Origin of the sequence: Bacillus sp. SD075 (genome assembly GCF_017355165.1) — a bacterium.
Lineage (GTDB): Bacteria > Bacillota > Bacilli > Bacillales > DSM-1321 > Peribacillus.
On record NZ_JADILK010000001.1, the window covers coordinates 160,958 to 182,366 of the forward strand.

At 40.5% G+C, this 21,409-nt stretch carries 22 protein-coding genes, 1 tRNA gene and 1 riboswitch; of the genes, 21 read left to right on the forward strand and 2 right to left on the reverse strand.

The window, feature by feature from the left end:
• Window positions 1-33: 33 nt before the first annotated feature.
• From IOC57_RS00755 to IOC57_RS00780, 6 genes are all read left to right on the forward strand, one after another.
• Window positions 34-807 (forward strand): enoyl-CoA hydratase, encoded by a 774-nt coding sequence (locus IOC57_RS00755; protein WP_207436929.1) that lies wholly within the window; start codon window positions 34-36, stop codon window positions 805-807.
• A 122-nt stretch (window positions 808-929) separates the two neighbouring features.
• On the forward strand, window positions 930-1,703 hold the full coding sequence (locus IOC57_RS00760) for an electron transfer flavoprotein subunit beta/FixA family protein (protein WP_063232775.1): 774 nt from the start codon (window positions 930-932) through the stop codon (window positions 1,701-1,703).
• A 68-nt stretch (window positions 1,704-1,771) separates the two neighbouring features.
• Window positions 1,772-2,749, forward strand: coding sequence for an electron transfer flavoprotein subunit alpha/FixB family protein (locus tag IOC57_RS00765; RefSeq protein ID WP_207436930.1), 978 nt, complete (start codon window positions 1,772-1,774; stop codon window positions 2,747-2,749).
• A 212-nt stretch (window positions 2,750-2,961) separates the two neighbouring features.
• Window positions 2,962-3,276 (forward strand): thioredoxin, encoded by a 315-nt coding sequence (gene trxA, locus IOC57_RS00770; RefSeq protein ID WP_207436931.1) that lies wholly within the window; start codon window positions 2,962-2,964, stop codon window positions 3,274-3,276.
• 103 nt (window positions 3,277-3,379) lie between these two features.
• Window positions 3,380-5,152, forward strand: a complete 1,773-nt coding sequence (gene uvrC, locus IOC57_RS00775) for an excinuclease ABC subunit UvrC (RefSeq protein ID WP_286184403.1) — start codon at window positions 3,380-3,382, stop codon at window positions 5,150-5,152.
• A 61-nt stretch (window positions 5,153-5,213) separates the two neighbouring features.
• Window positions 5,214-5,390, forward strand: a riboswitch (Lysine riboswitch).
• Window positions 5,391-5,478: 88 nt separating this feature from the next.
• Window positions 5,479-6,711, forward strand: a complete 1,233-nt coding sequence (locus IOC57_RS00780) for an aspartate kinase (RefSeq protein WP_207436933.1) — start codon at window positions 5,479-5,481, stop codon at window positions 6,709-6,711.
• A 64-nt stretch (window positions 6,712-6,775) separates the two neighbouring features.
• Here IOC57_RS00780 and IOC57_RS00785 read toward each other — a convergent pair whose 3' ends face one another.
• Window positions 6,776-7,246, reverse strand: a complete 471-nt coding sequence (locus tag IOC57_RS00785) for a YslB family protein (RefSeq protein WP_063232779.1) — start codon at window positions 7,244-7,246, stop codon at window positions 6,776-6,778.
• 383 nt (window positions 7,247-7,629) lie between these two features.
• Here IOC57_RS00785 and IOC57_RS00790 point away from each other — a divergent pair, with 383 nt between their 5' ends.
• The 15 genes from IOC57_RS00790 to IOC57_RS00860 all read left to right on the forward strand — a co-directional run bounded on the left by IOC57_RS00790 (window position 7,630) and on the right by IOC57_RS00860 (window position 20,957).
• Window positions 7,630-8,238, forward strand: coding sequence for a succinate dehydrogenase cytochrome b558 subunit (locus tag IOC57_RS00790; protein WP_207436934.1), 609 nt, complete (start codon window positions 7,630-7,632; stop codon window positions 8,236-8,238).
• A 70-nt stretch (window positions 8,239-8,308) separates the two neighbouring features.
• Window positions 8,309-10,060 (forward strand): succinate dehydrogenase flavoprotein subunit, encoded by a 1,752-nt coding sequence (gene sdhA, locus IOC57_RS00795; protein WP_063232880.1) that lies wholly within the window; start codon window positions 8,309-8,311, stop codon window positions 10,058-10,060.
• Between the two features lie 17 nt (window positions 10,061-10,077).
• Window positions 10,078-10,851, forward strand: coding sequence for a succinate dehydrogenase iron-sulfur subunit (sdhB, locus tag IOC57_RS00800; RefSeq protein WP_063232781.1), 774 nt, complete (start codon window positions 10,078-10,080; stop codon window positions 10,849-10,851).
• 262 nt (window positions 10,852-11,113) lie between these two features.
• Window positions 11,114-11,578, forward strand: a complete 465-nt coding sequence (locus tag IOC57_RS00805) for an acyl-CoA thioesterase (protein ID WP_207436935.1) — start codon at window positions 11,114-11,116, stop codon at window positions 11,576-11,578.
• 122 nt (window positions 11,579-11,700) lie between these two features.
• A complete protein-coding gene (locus tag IOC57_RS00810) occupies window positions 11,701-11,925 on the forward strand; it encodes a helix-turn-helix domain-containing protein (protein ID WP_028392149.1) in 225 nt (74 codons plus the stop codon).
• Window positions 11,926-12,147: 222 nt separating this feature from the next.
• Window positions 12,148-12,591, forward strand: a complete 444-nt coding sequence (locus tag IOC57_RS00815; protein ID WP_207436936.1) for a MarR family winged helix-turn-helix transcriptional regulator — start codon at window positions 12,148-12,150, stop codon at window positions 12,589-12,591.
• Between the two features lie 10 nt (window positions 12,592-12,601).
• A complete protein-coding gene (gene racE, locus IOC57_RS00820) occupies window positions 12,602-13,405 on the forward strand; it encodes a glutamate racemase (protein WP_207436937.1) in 804 nt (267 codons plus the stop codon).
• 566 nt (window positions 13,406-13,971) lie between these two features.
• Entirely contained in the window at window positions 13,972-15,051 is a 1,080-nt protein-coding gene (locus IOC57_RS00825; protein WP_207436938.1) for a GerMN domain-containing protein, read from the forward strand.
• Window positions 15,052-15,287: 236 nt separating this feature from the next.
• On the forward strand, window positions 15,288-16,388 hold the full coding sequence (locus tag IOC57_RS00830; protein WP_207436939.1) for a GerAB/ArcD/ProY family transporter: 1,101 nt from the start codon (window positions 15,288-15,290) through the stop codon (window positions 16,386-16,388).
• Entirely contained in the window at window positions 16,385-17,851 is a 1,467-nt protein-coding gene (locus IOC57_RS00835; protein ID WP_207436940.1) for a spore germination protein, read from the forward strand. Before IOC57_RS00830 ends, IOC57_RS00835 begins: the two co-directional genes overlap by 4 nt.
• A gap of 5 nt (window positions 17,852-17,856) precedes the next feature.
• The gene (locus IOC57_RS00840; RefSeq protein ID WP_207436941.1) at window positions 17,857-18,978 is read left to right on the forward strand and encodes a Ger(x)C family spore germination protein; all 1,122 of its coding nucleotides are present in this window, start codon (window positions 17,857-17,859) and stop codon (window positions 18,976-18,978) included.
• A gap of 207 nt (window positions 18,979-19,185) precedes the next feature.
• A complete protein-coding gene (locus IOC57_RS00845) occupies window positions 19,186-19,797 on the forward strand; it encodes an XTP/dITP diphosphatase (RefSeq protein ID WP_207436942.1) in 612 nt (203 codons plus the stop codon).
• Between the two features lie 2 nt (window positions 19,798-19,799).
• On the forward strand, window positions 19,800-20,312 hold the full coding sequence (locus tag IOC57_RS00850; protein ID WP_207436943.1) for a metallophosphoesterase family protein: 513 nt from the start codon (window positions 19,800-19,802) through the stop codon (window positions 20,310-20,312).
• A 172-nt stretch (window positions 20,313-20,484) separates the two neighbouring features.
• Window positions 20,485-20,558 (forward strand) — tRNA-Arg (locus IOC57_RS00855).
• 198 nt (window positions 20,559-20,756) lie between these two features.
• The gene (locus IOC57_RS00860) at window positions 20,757-20,957 is read left to right on the forward strand and encodes a hypothetical protein (protein WP_207436944.1); all 201 of its coding nucleotides are present in this window, start codon (window positions 20,757-20,759) and stop codon (window positions 20,955-20,957) included.
• An 81-nt stretch (window positions 20,958-21,038) separates the two neighbouring features.
• On the opposite strand, the gene IOC57_RS00865 is transcribed toward IOC57_RS00860, so the two are convergent.
• Window positions 21,039-21,305, reverse strand: coding sequence for a hypothetical protein (locus tag IOC57_RS00865; RefSeq protein ID WP_207436945.1), 267 nt, complete (start codon window positions 21,303-21,305; stop codon window positions 21,039-21,041).
• Window positions 21,306-21,409: the final 104 nt, after the last annotated feature.

Here is a 21,409-nt window from a genome sequence, read left to right on the forward strand (position 1 = left end):
AAAAGTTTGACTAGCATGCCTGGAGGGATAGATATGGAATATCTTAAGCTTTCTGTCGAAAATCATGTGGCTTTTATAACGATTGATCATGCACCTGCAAATGCGCTTTCTTCTGCTATCATCGGAGAGCTGTCACAGGCCTTCGAACAAATTGGGAAAGACGAAGCCGTACGGGTCGTCCTTCTACATGGTGAAGGAAGATTCTTCTCTGCAGGAGCAGACATTAAGGAATTTACAGAAGTGAAAAACGGGAAAGCATTCGAGAAGCTGACCAAGAATGGGCAATCTGTATTTGAGAAAATCGAATCGTTTCCAAAACCGGTCATTGCAGCCATCCATGGAGCGGCGCTTGGAGGAGGATTGGAGCTGGCTATGGCCTGTCACATCCGTTTGGTAACCGAAAAGGCTAAACTGGGTTTGCCTGAGCTGCAGTTGGGCTTAATCCCTGGATTTGCTGGGACCCAACGTCTTCCTCGTTATGTGGGCATGGCAAAGGCAGCTGAAATGCTGTTTACAAGTGAACCGATTTCAGGGACCCAAGCTGTGCAATGCGGATTGGCGAATCATGCCTTCACGGATGAAGAACTGATTCCAAAAGCGAAGGAACTAGCCAATAAAATTGCCAAGAAAAGCCCACTGGCTTTAAAGTCGGCCATTGAGTTATTGAATTATTCCAAGCATGATTCCTACCATAAAGGTGTGGAAAGGGAAGCAGCCCTCTTTGGACAAGCTTTCGATACCGCTGATGCACAAGAAGGGATTTCCGCTTTTATTGAAAAAAGGGAAGCGGCATTCACAGGAAAATGATGATTCGGTATAAATAACTATTTTTATATATCATGCAGGATTTTGGTGAAATATGAAGAACAATACTATATATCAATAAAATTCATAATCTTCAAAACTCAAATCATTCGGGAGGTATTATCGTGAACATTTATGTGCTGCTGAAAAGAACATTTGATACAGAAGAAAAAATTACACTATCCAACGGAAAAATTAATGAGGATGGAGCAGAATTCATCATTAACCCATACGATGAGTATGCAGTTGAAGAAGCAATCCAGGTTCGTGATGCACAAGGCGGCGAAGTGACGGTTATTTCTGTCGGGACCGAAGAGGCTGAAAAGCAATTACGTACAGCACTGGCAATGGGTGCTGACAAGGCCGTATTGATAAATATAGAAGATGACATAGAAAATGGCGACCAATTTACGACTGCCAAAATTATAGGCGAATACTTAAAAGGTAAAAATGCCGATTTAATCATTGCAGGGAACGTTGCAATTGATGGCGGTTCTGGTCAAGTGGGACCACGCGTTGCCGAAATTTTAGAAATTCCTTACATTACAACCATTACTAAATTGGACATCGCAAATGGAAATGTAAGCGTTATCCGCGATGTTGAAGGAGACTCTGAAACGATCGAAGCATCCCTTCCGTTGTTGGTGACAGCTCAACAAGGGCTGAATGAGCCACGTTATCCTTCATTGCCTGGAATCATGAAAGCGAAGAAAAAACCGCTTGAAGAATTGGAATTGGATGACCTGGATTTGGAAGAAGAAGACGTTGAGGCAAAAACAAAAACGATTGAAATTTACCTTCCTGCTAAAAAAGAAGCTGGAAAAGTATTGGACGGCGAAATCGGTGATCAAGTTAGCGAACTTGTTCAATTATTACGCAGTGAAGCAAAAGTGATTTAATCGAAATGGCACTTTTCAAAACAACAACACACGATAAAAAGAAAATAGAGCACAGGAGGTTTTTATAAATGGCTAGAAAGTTTCTTGTATTGGGCGAAGTTCGTGATGGTTCACTAAGAAATGTATCATTTGAAGCTATCGGTGCGGCTAAACTTGCTGCTGATGGCGGGGAAATCGTAGGTGTTTTAATTGGTGAAAGTGTTCAAAACTTTGGAAATGAATTGATCCAGTATGGCGCAGACCGGGTTATTGCAGTCGAAAATGATCAATTGAAACAATATACTTCAGATGGATATGCGCAAAGCTTGCTTGCCGTCATCGAGCAGGAAAAGCCAGAAGGGATTTTCTTTGGACATACGGCCTTAGGAAAGGATCTTGCACCTAAATTGGCTGGAAAGTTGGAATCGGGATTGATCTCCGATGTTATATCCATTGAAGAAGAAGGCGGAAATATCGTTTTCACCCGCCCGATATATTCCGGTAAAGCATTTGAAAAGAAAATGGTTACAGATGGCGTGATATTCGCGACAATCCGTCCGAACAATATCGAACCATTAGCGAAAGATGAGTCCCGCTCTGGTGATGTTTCTACATTAAGTGTGGAGATTAAGGATTTACGCACAATCATTAAAGATGTTGTTAGAAAGGCTAGTGAAGGGGTCGACCTTTCAGAAGCGAAAGTAATCATCGCAGGTGGCCGCGGTGTGAAAAGTGAAGATGGTTTTGAACCATTAAAGGAACTGGCACAGGTTCTTGGGGGTGCGGTAGGAGCTTCCCGCGGAGCATGTGATGCAGACTATTGCGATTACTCTTTGCAAATCGGGCAAACGGGTAAAGTCGTAACACCTGACCTATATATCGCCTGCGGAATTTCCGGAGCGATCCAGCATTTAGCGGGGATGTCTAACTCCAAGGTCATCGTTGCCATCAACAAAGACCCGGAAGCTAACATATTCAATGTGGCTGATTATGGAATCGTCGGAGACCTTTTCGAAGTCGTTCCATTACTGACGGAAGAATTCAAAAAACTAAAAGTTAATGCGTAAAAGATAATAAATAAGAGAAAAGGGGCAAGACATTTGGCATAAGCCAATACATATGTCTTGCCCCTTTATTTGGGGCTAATAGTCAAGGGTTTGACCTGCATATTTACTCTTTTTTTGGACATCCTACCACTGAAGCAAAATATTAGCATCGATTCTAACAACAATGGTATACTGTCTTTAGTTATTTGAGTAAATTTGAGGAGGAATTATATATGGCTATTGTAAATGCAACTGACCAAACTTTCACAACAGATACTAGCGAAGGTGTCGTTCTTGTAGATTTTTGGGCTCCATGGTGTGGACCTTGTAAAATGATCGCTCCTGTTCTTCAAGAGCTTGATACTGAAATTGGCGATACAGCAAAAATCGTAAAAGTGGATGTAGATGAAAACCAAGAAACAGCTGGAAAATTCGGTGTGATGAGCATCCCGACATTAATCGTCCTTAAAGACGGTGAAGTGGTTGACAAGGTTGTTGGTTTCCAACCTAAAGAAGCACTTGCCGAACTTATTTCAAAACACGCGTAATAGTAAGATAGCGAAAAAAAGCTTCAAGTCTGCGGACTTGAAGCTTTTTTCGCTATCTTGATATATAATGATTGTAAAAATGGGAGAACAGGAGGATGAATGCATGAATCAACAAATAAAGAATAAACTTGCCCTTCTTCCCGATCAACCTGGTTGTTATTTAATGAAAGATCGTCAGGGAACGATCATATATGTTGGCAAAGCGAAGGTGTTGAAAAATCGTGTCCGTTCTTATTTTACGGGATCGCATGATGGAAAAACATTTCGGCTCGTGAATGAGATTGAAGATTTCGAATACATCGTCACCTCTTCCAATATCGAGGCTCTTATTTTAGAGTTGAACTTAATCAAAAAACATGACCCAAAATATAATGTCATGCTAAAGGATGATAAGACGTACCCTTTCATCAAGCTGACTGCGGAACGCCACCCACGTCTAATCATTACGCGAAAAGTCAAAAAAGACAAAGGGAAATATTTCGGTCCTTATCCGAATGCTTTTGCAGCTAACGAAACGAAAAAATTGCTCGACCGCATCTATCCCCTAAGAAAATGCAATACTTTACCGGATCGCGTTTGTCTATACTATCACCTTGGACAGTGCCTGGCCCCATGTGTATATGAAGTAGAGGAACAGGAATATAAAAAAATGGTGGATGATATCAACCGGTTCTTGAACGGCGGGCATACTGAAATAAAAAAAGAACTGACTGAAAAAATGTTAGAGGCATCAGAAGAGCTCGATTTCGAAAGGGCCAAGGAGTTCCGTGACAAGATTGCCCACATCGATATTACGATGGAGAAGCAGAAAATGATGACGACCGATTTCATCGACAGGGATGTATTTGGCTTTGCCCATGATAAAGGCTGGATGTGCGTTCAGGTATTTTTTGTCCGGCAGGGTAAATTAATAGAAAGGGATGTTTCACTTTTTCCGGTCTACGATGAACCCGAACAGGAACTTCTTACATTCCTGGGTCAGTTTTACGAGATTACGAACCACTTTAAACCAAAGGAAATCTTGCTGCCTGAATCAGTGGATGCCGAAATGGCCGAAGGGCTGCTTGGTGTCAAAACGATTCACCCGAAACGGGGAGCGAAAAAAGACATGCTTAAATTGGCGAATAAAAATGCCTCCATCGCCCTTCAGGAAAAATTCTCTTTGATCGAAAGGGATGAAGAAAGAACGATCAATGCGGTGGAAAACCTCGGGAACCAACTGGGTATCTACACCCCGCACCGAATTGAAGCTTTCGATAACTCCAATATCCAGGGAAGTGACCCTGTTTCCGCTTTAGTCGTGTTCATTGATGGGAAGCCGGAAAAAAGGGAGTACCGCAAATATAAGATCAAGACGGTCCAAGGGCCTGATGATTATGAATCGATGCGTGAAGTGGTCAGAAGAAGGTATTCACGAGTATTGAAAGAAGGATTGCCGCTTCCGGACTTAATCATCATTGATGGCGGAAAGGGACATGTGGAAGCCGTTCGGGATATTCTGGAAAATGAATTGGGCCTTGATATACCACTTTCAGGCCTCATAAAGGATGAAAAGCATAGGACATCGCAATTGATGATCGGAAATCCTCTTGAACTTGTACCTCTTGATTCACGGAGCCAGGAATTTTACCTATTGCAAAGAATTCAGGATGAGGTGCATCGGTTCGCGATTACGTTCCATCGCCAGCTACGTGGGAAAAATGCGGTTCACTCCCAGCTTGATGATATCCCGGGAGTCGGGGAAAAACGACGGAAGCAATTATTAAGGCATTTTGGATCATTGAAGAAAATCAAAGAGGCAACGGCTGAGGAAATCATGCAGGCTGGCATGCCAAAAGGGGTAGCCGAGGGAATCGTTAGAAAATTACAAGAATAATCTTGCTACCGATAAATCTCTATGCTATGATTAAAAGGAAATTTTAACTAGACAACTTAAAAGTGCTGATAGAGGTGCGGAATTCAAGAGTAAAAGCCTGGAGAAGTATGAGCTTCCATGAAAGGTTTTGAAAGGGGGGGACGCCGAAGGAAGACAAGACTCATATCTTGCTTTTCTGGTCTGACATTTAATAAATGGCGGATTGTCAGGGTTTATACCCTGGAGAGCTATCTCACTGTGTTTACAGTATTAGTTATGTGATCACAGCAATGAGATATTTCTCATTGCTTTTTTTATTGCCTAAAAACTAGAGAGGGTGCATGAGGATGGCATTAATCGTTCAAAAATTCGGCGGAACATCCGTCGGCAGCGTTGAAAAAATCAAAAATGTTGCCAAACGGGTAATCGAGGAAGCGGAGAATGGAAATGAGGTAGTCGTCGTTGTTTCAGCTATGGGGAAAACAACGGACCAATTGGTATCCATGGCCCAGGATATTTCCGGGACCCCGAGCAAGAGGGAAATGGATATGCTATTGACAACTGGGGAACAGGTAACGATTTCCCTGTTAACGATGGCATTGATTGAAGAAGGATATGAAGCCATTTCGTATACTGGCTGGCAGGCTGGCATGCAAACGGAATCCGTTCATGGGAATGCCCGCATTTTAAACATCGATGCTTCAAGGATCCAAGCCCAGCTTCAAGAGAGGAAAATAGTGGTTGTAGCCGGTTTCCAGGGGAACGATGTAAATGGGGAAATCACTACCTTGGGGAGAGGTGGTTCAGATACGACGGCGGTTGCCATCGCTGCAGCGCTGAATGCGGATAGATGCGATATATATACGGATGTCACGGGTGTTTTCACAACGGATCCACGTTACATAAAAGGCGCGCGAAAACTCCAATCCATTTCTTACGATGAAATGCTGGAACTTGCCAACCTGGGGGCGGGCGTCCTTCATCCAAGGGCTGTCGAATATGCAAAAAATTATCAAATTCCGCTTGAAGTCCGTTCAAGTATGGAGAGAGAATCAGGAACGATCATTGAGGAGGAAGCAACTATGGAAGAAAACTTAATTGTACGCGGCATTGCTTTTGAAGACAGTATTACGAGGGTCACAATATATGGTTTACCCCAATCACTTGGTGCCTTATCCACAATTTTCACGACACTTGCGAAAAACCGGATTAATGTGGATATCATCATTCAAAGCATGACTGCAGAGGATACGACCAATCTATCTTTTTCCACAAAAAGTGAAGATACGGAATCGGCCTTGATCGTGCTGGAAAATAATAAAGAACAATTGGGGTTCGATCGAGTCGAGACGGAGAGCGGGTTGGCCAAAGTGTCGATCGTCGGTTCTGGTATGGTATCCAACCCAGGAGTGGCTGCCGAGATGTTTGAAGTGATGGCCAATACAGGCATCCAGGTGAAAATGGTCAGTACATCGGAAATTAAAGTTTCGACTGTCGTCAATGAAAAGGAAATGGTGAAGGCGGTTGAATCTCTTCATGAAGCGTTTAAACTTGGTCAGCATGCAAATGTGCTAGCTTAAGTGTAAGGAGTCCAATAAAAAACAGACTTCCGGTTAAAAAGGGTAAGTCTGTTTTAAGGGCTCATTAGATTGGATCTCTGGGATCCCATTGGATGGTGAATATCACTTTTTTTGCGCGGCGTTTGATTTCTTCCGTTGATTCGCTGAGGAATTTTTTTTGCAGTGTAAACTGCTCGGCAAGGAAACCGGCTTCAAGTTGGAAGTGACAATCAGGATGTAAATCCAGGCGGCGGCTGATTATTTCGCCCGTCAAGGATAATTCCATCTCGTGTTTCGTATACTTCATGATTTCTAGATTGCCCCATCCAGCGCTCTGGAAAAATTCAATCACTTCCTGATCGCCATTCAATGGGAATTTTCTTGCTAATTGTTTACCTGCCCAATAGAGGATTTGATTAGAGTCTTTTCCGAGAATATCGTTCAATAGAACTTCTCTGATCAATTCGTATCCGAAAGCTGGAACCTGGAATTCCTCCGTTTGAATTTCTTCAGCTTGAATCTCTTCTTCTATCGCGGCAGCAATATTTTTTTTCATAGTTTATCGCCTCTTTCTGTAAATCTATTATAAACGTTTTTCTTTTGCAAATTATACTGTTTTTTATTTATTTAAACAGCAATTGGAAAAAAATGAGAAATTATTTTGAGATATTAATAGATTAATTAGTAATTTCTCCAAAATATCAACTTGACAAATATAAAATAGACAATTTAAACCAATAAAATCTATTCTGAAAAAGAGATTTCTTGTATCCGTTTTCTTGACGCACATAGAAGTCAGGAGTAAAATGGACATGTCACATAATTGTAAGGGGAGTATAGGGGAGTTTTCTGACTCTATACTTTATTTTCACGCGGAGATAAAAGGTAGCCACCAGATTATCTTTGCATGATTTTTCACAAATTAAGGGGGGGCACTTAGTGGCAAAGAATCGTGAGTTTGGGAATCGCAGGCTTCATTCACTTCTAGGAGTAATTCCAATTGGTCTATTCCTAATTTTTCATTTATCGGTAAACTTTATGGCAACAAAAGGAGAAGAGACTTTTAATGGGGCAGTTCATTTAATTGAGTTTACGCCCGTAAAGATTTTGGTTGAATGGGTCGTCATCTATCTACCGCTCATTTTCCATGCTGTGTACGGAATTTATATTGCCTTTACAGCAAAAAACAATTTAGGGAGATTTGGATTCTTCCGTAACTGGATGTTCATGCTTCAACGTGTAACTGGAATCATAACGTTGATTTTCCTTGTTTGGCATATATGGGCAACTAGAATTCAAGCAGCTATGGGTGCTGAAGTTAACTTTGACATGATGGCAGAGATTTTCTCTAGTCCATTCATGATTGTGTTCTATATTGTTGGTATTATCTCAGCAATTTTCCACTTTGCTAATGGATTATGGTCATTTGCAGTGAGCTGGGGTCTGACAGTTTCACCAAGATCGCAAAGAATCATGACTTACTTTACATTGATCGTTTTCGTTCTTCTTTCTTATATCGGAGTTAGCGCAATTTTCGCTTTCGTATAAGGAGATAGAATTCATTTATAAGTAGTAGGAAAAACATAGCTTGGCTAATGGAAATAAGGGAGTGACAGAATTGGGTAAAGGTAAAATAGTTATCGTTGGTGGAGGTCTAGCTGGATTAATGGCTACGATCAAAGCAGCAGAGCTGGGGCAACAGGTTGATTTATTTTCTTTAGTGCCTGTTAAACGCTCTCACTCAGTTTGTGCCCAAGGCGGAATCAATGGGGCAGTAAATACAAAAGGTGAAGGGGATTCTCCATACATCCACTTCGACGATACAGTTTATGGCGGGGATTTCTTGGCTAACCAACCGCCTGTTAAAGCGATGTGCGAAGCTGCGCCATCGATCATCCACATGTTTGATCGTATGGGTGTTATGTTCAACCGTACTCCGGAAGGTCTTCTTGATTTCCGTCGTTTCGGTGGTACTCAACATAGCCGTACAGCATTCGCTGGTGCAACAACTGGTCAGCAATTACTTTACGCATTGGACGAGCAGGTTCGCCGTTATGAAGTTGAAGGCCTTGTAACGAAATATGAAGGCTGGGAATTCCTTGGAGCTGTTATCGATGATGAGCAAACAGCACGCGGTATCGTAGCTCAAAACCTGACTTCAATGGAAATCAAATCATTCCCTGGCGACGCAGTCATCATGGCGAGCGGCGGCCCTGGAATCATTTTCGGCAAATCGACCAACTCAATGATCAATACAGGATCAGCAGCTTCCATCGTTTATCAACAAGGTGTAAATTATGCAAATGGTGAGTTCATTCAAATTCACCCGACAGCAATCCCTGGAGATGACAAACTTCGTCTAATGAGTGAATCCGCTCGTGGTGAAGGTGGACGTATCTGGACATATAAAGACGGAAAACCTTGGTATTTCCTTGAAGAAAAATACCCTGCTTATGGTAATCTGGTACCTCGTGATATCGCGACTCGTGAAATCTTCGACGTATGCATGAACATGAAGCTTGGCATTAATGGAGAAAACATGGTTTACCTGGATCTATCACATAAAGATCCTAAATTACTTGATATAAAACTTGGCGGAATCATTGAAATCTACGAGAAATTCATGGGTGAAGATCCTCGTAAAGTTCCAATGAAAATTTTCCCTGCCGTTCATTATTCTATGGGCGGACTTTGGGTGGATTATGACCAAATGACTAACATCAAAGGTTTATTCGCTGCAGGTGAGTGTGACTACTCTCAACATGGCGGTAACCGACTTGGTGCGAACTCACTTCTTTCTGCAATCTATGGTGGTTCAGTAGCTGGACCGAATGCCGTTAAATATATTGAAGGCCTTGATAAAACTTCAGAATCCATTCCATCTTCATTGTTTGAAGGGTACGAGAAACAAGAACAGGAAAAATGGAATGAAGTCATGTCTCTTGATGGTAACGAAAATGCATACGTCCTTCACAAAGAACTTGGTGAGTGGATGACACAGCATGTTACTGTAGTTCGTTACAATGACAAGCTGAAAGAAACGGACAACAAGATTCTTGAGTTGATGGAACGTTACAAGAAAATTAACATCAATGACACGGCAAAATGGAGTAACCAAGGAGCAGCATTCACTAGACAGCTGCAAAACATGATGCAATTGGCTCGTGTAATCACAATTGGTGCGTTAAACCGTGACGAAAGCCGCGGAGCGCATTACAAACCTGATTTCCCAGAACGTAATGATGAGGAATTCATGAAAACTACTATGGCAACATTCAAAGGCTTGGATCAAGCACCTGAATTCCATTATGAAGATATTGATGTATCACTGATCGCACCGCGTAAACGTGACTACACTACGAAACACTAAAGAGGGGGAGCAAAAAAATGGTTGAAACTAAATCTGAGACTAAAACAGTCCGTTTTATAATCACTCGTCAAGATACACCGGATTCAGCTCCTTATGATGAGGAATTCGAATTAGCGTACCGTCCGAATATGAACGTAATTTCCGCTCTAATGGAAATTCGTCGTAATCCAGTAACTGTGCAAGGCAAGCACACTACAGCAATCGCCTGGGATATGAACTGTCTTGAAGAGGTATGTGGTGCTTGTTCAATGGTTATCAATGGTAAACCAAGACAATCATGTACAGCTCTTATCGATCAATTGGAGCAGCCGGTTCGTCTAGCTCCAATGCGTACATTCCCTGTTGTTCGTGACCTACAAGTCGATCGCAGCCGTATGTTCGACTCATTGAAAAAGGTAAAAGCATGGATTCCAATCGATGGAACGTACAATCTTGGACCAGGACCGCGTATGCCAGAAAAGAAACGTCAATGGGCTTACGAGTTATCTAAATGTATGACTTGCGGTGTGTGTTTAGAAGCTTGTCCGAACGTAAACAGCAATTCAGACTTCATGGGGCCACAGCCATTATCACAAGTTCGTTTATTCAATGCACATCCAACGGGTGCAATGAACAAAGGTGAACGTTTAAATACGATCATGGGTGATGGAGGGCTTGCAAACTGCGGTAACTCACAAAACTGTGTGCAGTCTTGTCCTAAAGGCATTCCATTAACGACTTCGATTGCAGCGTTGAACCGTGATACTACGATTCAACAATTCCGTAACTTCTTCGGCAGTGACGAAGTTTAATAAGGAGCATGAAAGAACCTGTATCTTAATGATATGGGTTCTTTTTTTTCATTAATTTACATACGCAGACTTGGTTGGAAATCGATGATAACTAGGATCGAAGTGTATATGACATGCGACACCCAGCAAAGGCTGGAAGATTCGATTAATAAAGTGGGCAATAAGCAGATTAATCTCCTTCCAATAGAAAACCCTTTTCATTATTGTTGTTTTCTTATAAAATGAGTGAATAGTCATTCAATTCAGAAAGGGTGTGCACAAGTTGGGCAGAATATCATATATCGATAATATAACGGAGTGGATCAATGATTTTTCTTTTAAACATGAGATTAATGTTCGCTTTTCAGAAACTGATATGTTTGGGCACTTGAATAACACGATTCCTTTTACTTATTTTGAGGAAGCTCGGATTGAGTATTTCAACAGTATGGGGTTTATGAAGGATTGGACCTCGGCTGAATGCGGTGAAATGCCGGTTGTGGCCAATTTACAGTGTGATTACCTGAAGCAGGTGTTTTTCAATGATCGATTGACGATCCATGTGAAAGCTGAGCATATCGGGAGTTCTTCAGTGGACATACATTATATGGGGACCAAACAAGATGGTTCTCTTTGTTTAACGGGCAGGGGGACGATTGTGCAAGTCTCCAAGGCCACCGGAAAGCCGATACCTTGGACGGAAGAGATGAAGCGATCGATGTGGGATACTGAGCTGGAACACACCTAAAAATATTTCCATTTAGACAAGTAAAAGAGTCACTCCATTGCCCCAGCCGACATACTATATCTTGACTAAATAGACACCCACTCCGGGTTTTATGCTGGTGAAGGCAAGGAGGGTAACATTACTTGAAGGAGAACGAATTCACTCATAAGCCACTACTCACCAAAAGAGAAAAAGAAGTATTTGAGTTACTAGTACAAGACAAAACAACAAAAGAAATCGCAGGTGAATTGTTTATTAGCGAAAAAACAGTTCGAAACCATATCTCGAATGCGATGCAGAAGCTTGGAGTTAAAGGACGTTCACAGGCAGTCATAGAACTCCTTCGTATGGGAGAACTTAAGCTTTAATGTGTTAACTCTTAATGCGTAAGCCTTATAAATAATTTCTCTCCCGTTCATTGGCAGCATATAAGGAAGGGCAAAACAATTTGGTTGTTTTGACTTCTTTGGATGCTGCTTATTTTTATGGAGGTGGTTTCAATATAATTCCGGATAATCATTCTTGAAAATCATTTCACTTTCATCCAAAATGGTAGTATGATAAGTTTCATGAAGTGGGGAGCTGTGTGTATGGATGAAGAGAAGCAGGCGGCATATGTAGTCGATATCGAGAGGGAATTGCGCTATGTATCGACATGGCTTAAGCAAAGGGGAAGAGAAATTCTCCATGATTATAAAATTACCATTCCTCAATTCGTGGCTTTGCAATGGCTTTTTGAATCGGGCGACATGACGATTGGCGAATTGTCCACGAAGATGTTTCTCGCCTTCAGCACAACGACGGATCTGATAGACCGCATGGAGAAACATCAGCTTGTTCAGCGTGTCAGGGATGAAAAGGACAGGCGTGTGGTTCGAATTCACCTTCTTGAAGAAGGTGAACGGATTATTGAAGAAGTGATTAATAAACGGCAGCAGTACTTGAGTGGCGTGTTAGTCAATTTTAACGAATCTGACATCATGTCCCTCAAAGGGATTCTAGCGAAACTACATCAAGAAATGAAAGAAAAATGAGGCGAGTTTTTTGAAACAACCGATAGGCATCATTGATTCAGGGGTAGGCGGCTTGACAGTAGCTAAAGAAGTCATGCGTCAGCTTCCAAATGAAAATATAATTTACTTAGGTGATACAGCAAGATGTCCTTATGGGCCGAGGACCAAAAAAGATGTTCAAACCTTCACATGGCAAATGACGAGGTTTTTGATGAAGAGCGAAATAAAAATGCTGATCATCGCTTGCAATACAGCGACTGCAGCTGTACTGGATGAAATCAGGGCAACACTTCCGATTCCTGTGTTGGGTGTCATTCATCCAGGGGCAAGGGCGGCATTGAAAGTTTCTGATTCCTTGCATATTGGTGTTATTGGTACGGAAGGCACGGTAAAAAGTAAAGCTTATGACGATGCACTTGCCTCCATCAATTCCAATGTGAAAGTAGATAGTTTAGCATGCCCGAAATTTGTCCCTATCGTAGAAAGCGGTGAGTTTCAAGGGGGTATCGTCAATAGGGTAGTGGCACAAACCTTGAGCCCGTTGAAGAAAACGAAGATCGATACATTGATCCTTGGCTGTACCCATTATCCACTGCTATGGCCTGTGATCTCTTCCTATATGGGGGATGGAGTACAGGTCATTTCCTCTGGGGAAGAGACGGCACGTGAGGCGAGTGTCATTTTGGATTACTATAAGTTAATCAATAAAAGCAAGCTCCGTCCAGTTCATCGCTTTTATACAACTGGTTCAAGAGATATGTTTGGATCCATCGCGTCGAGCTGGCTCGGTATACATGTAGATGCCATCGAAACAATTAAGATTGATCACTTATAAGGCTTCCATTTGGAAGTCTTTTTTTTCAGGGGGGGAAAGTGGAAAAGCATATTGTTATGTATATAGCAACAAGCCTGGATGGATGTATGTATGGCTAAGGAAGATGGAAGCATAGCATAGATGGGTTGAGGAGGCAGAAGAGGACAATGGATACGGCGATTATGGGGAATAAGGCGTATCGACAGATTCATACTTTGGCAAAGGAATCTCCCTATCAAGAAATGCGAAAGGGAAAGAATGATATGTAGAGTGTGAACGAATGTTGGTGATTTCTTTGGAAGACTGACAGACGTTTCAAGGATCTGGCTTGTCGGCGGCGGTGCAGAAAGTGGAGGATGTCATGAGGGAAATGCTGGAGGCTTAAATGATCCTATCCGTCATTTCGATTTTACTGGGGGAAGGGATTCGATTGTTCCAATCAAGAAGTCCGAAATCCCAATGAAGCAGACAAAGTGGCGGCAGTACGGGTAAATTGCCCAGCTCCTTTATCAGAGGGAAAAATAATTGGTCTATTTTCTCCTAGGGCTCGTATAAATAGGAGTACAAACTGTCCTAGGAGTGATTTTATGTCCAATAAATCAAAAGTAACAATGGCTGTGACCATTCTGGCATCTTCTTTTTGGCTTTCAGGCTGCGGATTATTTGGCGGTGAAGAGAAAAAGGAAATAGATCCACCAAAGGATGTAACATTAGTCGAGGATGAATCTTCATTAAAAGAAACAGAAACGAATGGTGAAGAAAAGCCAGCGACTGATGGAGAAGAAGGTGCTGTTGAAACGAAAACAGTGAAGACGGAGTTATATTTAATTGATAAAAGCGGGTATGTGGTTCCACAAACAATGGAACTTCCTAAATCGGAAGCTGTCGCTAAACAGGCCCTTGATTACCTTGTCGATAATGGACCAGTCACGGATAAACTTCCAAATGGGTTCAGGGCAGTCATTCCTGCGGATACCCAAATAAGCGTGAACATCAAAGACGGAGTGGCTGTGGCGGACTTTTCGCCGGAGTTCAAAAACTATCAGAAAGAGGATGAACTTAAAATCCTTCAAGCCATTACATGGACCCTGACACAATTCGACTCGGTCGATAAAATCCAAATGAGAATTAACGGGGAAGATATTTCCGAAATGCCGGTCAATGGCACACCGATAGATGAGAATATCTCAAGGTCGTCAGGAATCAATATCGATACGAGTGACGTGGTCGACATTTCCAATACCAAAGCACTGACCGTTTATTATGTCGGCGGTGACGAGGAGAACACCTATTATGTTCCAGTGACGCGCAGGATTAGCGAAACGGTGTCTGATAATGTAACGGCAGTCATTCAGGAATTAACGAAGAGTCCCTCGGGTTCTCAGCTGCAAACAGGATTCATGAGTGATGTAGCTTTACTTGACGAGCCTAAAGTGGCAAAAGGTAAGGTCAGCCTCAATTTTAACGAAAATATCCTTGGAAGCTTTAAAGAGAAAAAGGTATCACAGGAAGTCCTTGATGCCCTGGTCCTTTCTTTAACGGAACAGAAAGGAATTGAAAGCGTTGAAGTCCAAGTGCAGGGCAGCGCCGATGTTCTTAATGAAGAAGGTAAGAAATTATCAGAACCAGTGGTCCGTCCAGAGAAAGTCAACACAGGTAGTTTTTAAATATATTTAGAAAAATCACAATGAGGCAGCCCGCAGCTGTCTCTTTTTTTTTGCTTCCACCATACCATGAATCAAAAACCTAATGAATTACCATGCTGTTGGATAATTTTTAATTATTGTATTAGTTGAAAACTAATAACCCCCAAGCAATTTCTTATATCGTTAGAATTTTTTCACATAAATAAATTTTTAATAGGAGAAATTAGTTATATTAATGTAATTAATGGGGGAGTATTATGGATCAAAAAGTAATTCAGGCTTTACACATCTATGTATTAATCATTATGAATACAGGATTCATGGTACATGTCCTGCTCCTTCCCAATATCTTAAGCGCATCTCAACGCGACGCATGGATAAGTGTCATAATTAGTGTTGTTCCGTGTATCTTTTGGACTCTATTTATTTTTTATATTTATAAAAAACTAGACAAAGAAGATATAATCACTTTTCTTAAAAAATGGTCTACACCTTTTGTTAGATATATTTTCACTATGGCATTTGGGTTGTATTTAATAATTAATGCCTTCATTACCGTCAAATTTACAGTGATTTGGGCAAAAGCTAATTATACCCATGACATACCAAACATCGTAGTCGTAAGCCTATTCACTTTTATTTGCATTTTTGCAACTTATAAAGGAATACGCACCATAAGTACTTTGGCTCTCCTGTTTCTTCCGTTCGTCTCCTTTTTCGGGATGTTTGTGGGGCTAGGGAATACGAGTAATAAGAATTACGAATTATTGTTCCCGATATTTGAAAGCGGTTATCGCCATACTCTAAATGGAATTTTTTATACGAGTGCAGGATATTTAGAAATTATCGTTTTTTTATTTTTGACTCCTTACCTGAAAGATAAGGTAAAAGCCAAGTGGCTTTTACTGGTTGGTGTAATTTTAATCATGCTGACGTTAGGGCCCCTCATGGGAGCGATTGCAGAATTTGGTTCTGTGGAAGCGGTAAAAATGAGGAATCCGGCTTATGAACAATGGAAGTTGCTAAGGTATGGCTATTATATTACTCGACTCGATTTCCTTTCCATTTTCCAATGGCTTTCAGGTGCCTTGATTCGAATAAGCTTATGTTTATTTATAGGACATAAATTAATCTCGAATTCAAAACACCAGAAGTGGATATTGCTCTCCTTATATTTATTAATTGTTTTTGGGACGCTAATCCATTGGGATGCTACTTCATTTTTTTATTTTATATACAAATATTTCTTTCCAATCAGTAGTCTGTTTCTTTTAAGTGCTGCAATTATACTGTTATTTCTTATTATAAAAAAGGGAAAAGGAAAAGGAAAAGGAAAAGGAAAAGGTGAAACATTATGAAGAAGGTAAAATTGAATGGAGCTCCTTCTTGCATGGACCAAATCCAAAACTGGTTCGAACAGTCTTCTGATGTTGTTTTAAGAACAAAAACTTTTGATAATGAAGGTCGTTATTTATTGGGATTTTTATATGCACCAAACTTAGTGGATATGCAATTTATCAATGAAGTGATACTGCCTACAATATCAAAAGCGGTTCAAGAAAATGAGGAATTATCAATTGATCAATTAAGCAATATTATGGAGATCAGTACGCTTAAAAAGGGCTCCGATTTAAAAGAGGGAGTAGAAAGCATTCTTTTTTCAGGAGACCTAATCATCATTAATGAATCCTCTAATGAAATTTACTATACCCCGTTAGCTAATTGCCCTAAGCGTAGTCCGGAAGAATCCAATATAGAATCTTCCATTCGGGGACCGAGAGATGGATTTGTTGAAAATATATCCGATAACATGTCTTTAATTCGCCAAAGGTTAAAAACGGCATCACTTAAATGTATAGAATTCACAATCGGGGAAAGAAGTAAAACTAAAATATTGCTACTTTATATAGATGACATCATTAATCCCTCGATTCTTTTGGATATTAAAAAACGATTGGATTCATTAAAGGTTGATATCATAGTCAGCAGTTACCAAGTTGAAGAATTCCTATATGATAATCAATTTTCCATCTTCCCCTTAATGGATTATATTGGTCGACCGGACTTTGTTGTTGAATCCTTGAATCAAGGGCGCTTTGCCATCCTGGTAGACGGAAATCCCACATGCTTAATCGGACCAACCAGTGTTAATCAGTTACTGTATTCTGCTGATGACGCACATGCAAGCTTTTATTACACTAGTTTCATGCGCATCATTCGTGTAGTCGCCTTATTTGTAACGGTTACGTTACCAGGTTTTTTTATAGCGTTAGTTTCATATCAAATGGATCAAATCCCCTTTTCTCTTCTTGCAACGATTTCAATCACTAGACAGGGATTACCCATACCTGCTTCTTTGGAGGCATTCATGATGATCATATTGTTTGAACTATTTAAAGAAGCCGGTCTTCGCCTGCCAAAAGCTGTAGGTGCCACGGTTTCTGTATTGGGTGGATTGATCATAGGTGATGCAGCGATTCGGGCAGGGCTGACTTCACCCTCCATGCTCGTAATAATAGCTGTTACCGTTCTCTCGAGCTATACCTTAATCAACCAGAATATTGCTGGGAATATCGTTATTATAAGGTTATTCATATTTGCATGTTCAGCGTTTTTAGGTTTGTTTGGATTCTTTATGGGAATATTCCTTATCTTGATTGCTGTGGTTTCCTTGGAAAGTTTCGGCCAGCCTTTTGTGAATCCACTTTCCAAACCAAATAAATCGGATATGTTAAAAGTCTTATTTAAGCTTCCTTATGGGATGTTAAGGAAACGGAATCAAGCTATACAGTCCAGTGATAATGAACAGCAAAAGGAGTAGGACAAATGAGAAAACTAATTGCAGTCATGGTTATTGGCTGTCAACTTTTACTGACGACAGGATGCTGGGGAATGAAGGAAATTCAAGCTCAAACATATGGAACCGCTCTAGGGATCGATTATAAAGAAGGTGAATTCATCTTATACTTTCAAGCATTAAATTTTGCTGATATAGCAAAACAAGAAGGGGCTGCTATATTACAACAAAAATCTCCTGTTATCATTGGGAAAGGTAAAGGGGAAAGTATCGAAGAAGCATTTACTGAATTAGAACAAAATGCAGCATTACCACTTTATATCGGGCATATTAACTCCTTCATTTTAAGTAAGAATGTAATCAATAAGAAAATGAAGGATTTCATTGAATATGTAGGAAAAGAGCCGTTATTGCGATACAATTCATGGCTGTTTGTTACAGATGAGGATATTAAAAAGGTGTTTGACAGTGATAGTTTTTTTAATCTTCCTAACTTATTCACGATCATTCAAAGGCCAGAGACCGTTATTAATGAGAACTATTTCATTTCCCCGTTAAAATTCAGTGAACTCGTTTCGAAATTTTATCAGCCGGTTGGTTCCATTTTAATTCCCTCTATGGTCATAAATGAGCATCAATACTCAGAGAGGGGGAAAGAAAAAAAGGTACCAACGTTGAATGGGGGCTATGTTTTATCAAAACAAAAGTATAAAGGGTTCGTAAGTAAACAAGATTTGATCGGTTTAAAATGGGTTGAAAACAAGGCGACAGCCATGTTTTTTTCCCTGAACAAACAAAAGGTAAGTGTTGAAATCATGGATCCCAAAACAAACATCAGGGTATTGGAACAACAAAAGAAACCTTTGTATGATTTAGAGGTTAGAGCAAATGGAATATTGAAACAAAATTTAAATAACTCGGATGTGGAAAAAATTGAAAAAAATATAGAAAAAAAAATTAAGGGAGATATTTTGAAAACATTGGAGACGGGGGGAGAAATCAATACAGACCTTTTTAATATAAGTGAAAAGGCATACAGATACCATGTCAATAAGTGGGATAATGAACTTATTAATTCCTTTGATAAGACTTCAATAAATGACATAGAAGTTAATATTCATATTGAACATAGTGAAAATTACAAGCGTTAGATTACAAGTTTCGGGTTATTTCGGATGCATGAGTTGTGTTAGACTTAACTCATCTGGAAAATTCAGCGGCCGTTGTTGATCAAGAAAGGAAGCGCTGAATCCGTCCGTTTGGCACTGGAGAAGAAGGGCATTACGAGTTACAGAAAATTCTTTCTTAGCCCAAAAAGTGCTACCATGCCGATAAAATAAAAAAGGGTGAAATGAAAAATGAAGACAGTAATCATTGCAACGAAAAATAAAGGGAAAGCCAAGGAGTTCGAAAGCTTATTCTCTGCCAAAGGATATGAAGTCAAAACACTTCTCGATGTACCGGATGCTCCGGATGTTGAGGAAACAGGCACAACGTTTGAAGAAAATGCGATCCTGAAGGCAGAGGCCATCGCCCATCAGGTAGGCCACTTTGTCATAGCTGATGATTCCGGATTGATTGTAGATGCATTGGAGGGGCGTCCAGGCGTATATTCTGCGCGCTATGCTGGAGAGTCCAAGAGTGATGAAGCAAACACGGAAAAAGTCCTCCGGGAACTTGAAGGTGTATCAAAAGAGGATAGAACGGCGCGGTTTTATTGCGCGTTGGCACTAGCTTCACCCAACCAGGAAACGATTACGGTATCGGGAACGATGGAAGGATTGATTACAGAACAGCCCTCAGGAACAAATGGATTTGGTTATGATCCCATCTTTTTTGTTGAGGAACAGGGCAAAACAAATGCCGAATTGACAAAAGAGGAAAAAAACAAAATCAGCCACCGTGCCAACGCATTAAGGGCTCTAGATGAAAAGCTTGATCTATTTCTAAAAAGGGAAGAAGGAATGTGACGATGAAAGTGCTAATAATGAGTGACAGTCATGGCTTAACTCATGAAATCAGCATGATTACCGACCGTCATAAACAAGAGGTTGCTGCCATGATCCATTGCGGTGATTCGGAGTTGGAAAGTAATGATCCCCATATGTCGGGGTTCTTAGCGGTACGTGGGAATTGTGACTATGATCCGGCATATCCGAATGACATAGTGGAGAGCATCGCAGGCAAACGATTCTTCCTTTCACATGGACACCTCTATAACATAAATGTGACACTGATGAACCTATCTTATAAAAGTGAAGAGGCAGGGGCGGATATCATTTGCTTTGGACACTCCCACGCTGCAGGTTCAGAATGGATAGATGGCAAGCTCTTCATCAACCCGGGAAGTATACGTCAGCCGCGTGGACGAAAAGAGAAAACCTATGCCATTTTGGATATCGGAAATGACCAACTTGAAATCATCTATTATGACCTTGAAGGAAAAATCGTTGAGGAACTAAGAAATGCTTATCAAATAGATTGACTTCATGTATAATGAACAGGAAGCGTTTTTCCCTGCTTCCTGGTTCATAAAAAAAGAAAAAACTTTTTTTAAAAACCCGTTGACTTTCTTTTGATATCCTACTATAATAAGAAGTGTCCTAAGGGAACAGTTAAGGTAATACATAAGTTTTACCGCAACTTATATCATAAACGTCTCAGTAGCTCAGCTGGATAGAGCAACGCCCTTCTAAGGCGTCGGTCGGGAGTTCGAATCTCTCCTGGGACACTAAAGTAAAAAAGCCAAAACCTTAGAAGGTTTTGGCTTTTTTACTTTTTTGAGCTGTTTAAGTTAGTAGAGGTAATTTTGATTTGCATCCTTTTAACCTTTCATGTTCGTATGACGATAAGAAGTTTTTTATTTCATATTTATCGCAGGTGGATGACCTTTTTATGTCGAACTTGTTATAAATAAGGAGATGTTTAAATGAATAAAGATAGATTATTCAAGTTCATTCAAACTTCCACTCGGGGCAATTTCTTCTCAGTCGAAATATCCGATGATGGAACAAAAGTGGTTCAATTAGCCAAGGAGTTAGAAAAAGAAGGAAGAATCAAGTTGAGGGAATGTACACGAAAAGAACAAGGTGTTTATCTGGAAGGAATACTTAAGTTTGTACCTAGCTAATACTTAATGAGCTCTAACGAAGGATTTATAAGAGTATGCTCCAAGAAAAAGGCATCCTTGATGGGATGCTTTTTTTGTATTTTATAAAGTCCTATTTAATGTTTGACGATTTTTTTTAATGATTTCACGGTTTTTGATTATTGCCGTCTTCAATTCTTCGACGGGTGAACTTTTATCATCCTCCTTAATGTGTTGCATCTTCGCGCTTGATTGGTTTTGTATAAGTATTTCGATCGTATCGCGTAATTCTGGCAGTGATACCTTGTGTTGTTCAGATAAATGATGTAATGCCTTGTGTAAATCGGTGTCATGGATTGAAGGGACAATCGCGTCGTTTTCACCTTTCAATAATATAGCCTCCTCTAAAGCTTATTCACGCTTATTTAGCATATTATTGAGTGATAATAATTATCCAGAGAACGCTCTATTTCGACATGGGAAAGTACGCTTAT

What these genes read in the sequence shown, in the direction of transcription:
- IOC57_RS00755 (WP_207436929.1), top strand. Translation starts at nt 34, where the DNA reads ATGGAATATCTTAAGCTTTCTGTCGAAAATCATGTGGCTTTTATAACG.
- IOC57_RS00765 (WP_207436930.1), top strand. Translation starts at nt 1,772, where the DNA reads ATGGCTAGAAAGTTTCTTGTATTGGGCGAAGTTCGTGATGGTTCACTA.
- trxA (WP_207436931.1), top strand. Translation starts at nt 2,962, where the DNA reads ATGGCTATTGTAAATGCAACTGACCAAACTTTCACAACAGATACTAGC.
- uvrC (WP_286184403.1), top strand. Translation starts at nt 3,380, where the DNA reads ATGAATCAACAAATAAAGAATAAACTTGCCCTTCTTCCCGATCAACCT.
- IOC57_RS00780 (WP_207436933.1), top strand. Translation starts at nt 5,479, where the DNA reads ATGGCATTAATCGTTCAAAAATTCGGCGGAACATCCGTCGGCAGCGTT.
- IOC57_RS00785 (WP_063232779.1), bottom strand. Translation starts at nt 7,246, where the DNA reads ATGAAAAAAAATATTGCTGCCGCGATAGAAGAAGAGATTCAAGCTGAA.
- sdhB (WP_063232781.1), top strand. Translation starts at nt 10,078, where the DNA reads ATGGTTGAAACTAAATCTGAGACTAAAACAGTCCGTTTTATAATCACT.
- IOC57_RS00815 (WP_207436936.1), top strand. Translation starts at nt 12,148, where the DNA reads ATGGATGAAGAGAAGCAGGCGGCATATGTAGTCGATATCGAGAGGGAA.
- IOC57_RS00825 (WP_207436938.1), top strand. Translation starts at nt 13,972, where the DNA reads ATGTCCAATAAATCAAAAGTAACAATGGCTGTGACCATTCTGGCATCT.
- IOC57_RS00830 (WP_207436939.1), top strand. Translation starts at nt 15,288, where the DNA reads ATGGATCAAAAAGTAATTCAGGCTTTACACATCTATGTATTAATCATT.
- IOC57_RS00835 (WP_207436940.1), top strand. Translation starts at nt 16,385, where the DNA reads ATGAAGAAGGTAAAATTGAATGGAGCTCCTTCTTGCATGGACCAAATC.
- IOC57_RS00840 (WP_207436941.1), top strand. Translation starts at nt 17,857, where the DNA reads ATGAGAAAACTAATTGCAGTCATGGTTATTGGCTGTCAACTTTTACTG.
- IOC57_RS00845 (WP_207436942.1), top strand. Translation starts at nt 19,186, where the DNA reads ATGAAGACAGTAATCATTGCAACGAAAAATAAAGGGAAAGCCAAGGAG.
- IOC57_RS00850 (WP_207436943.1), top strand. Translation starts at nt 19,800, where the DNA reads ATGAAAGTGCTAATAATGAGTGACAGTCATGGCTTAACTCATGAAATC.
- IOC57_RS00860 (WP_207436944.1), top strand. Translation starts at nt 20,757, where the DNA reads ATGAATAAAGATAGATTATTCAAGTTCATTCAAACTTCCACTCGGGGC.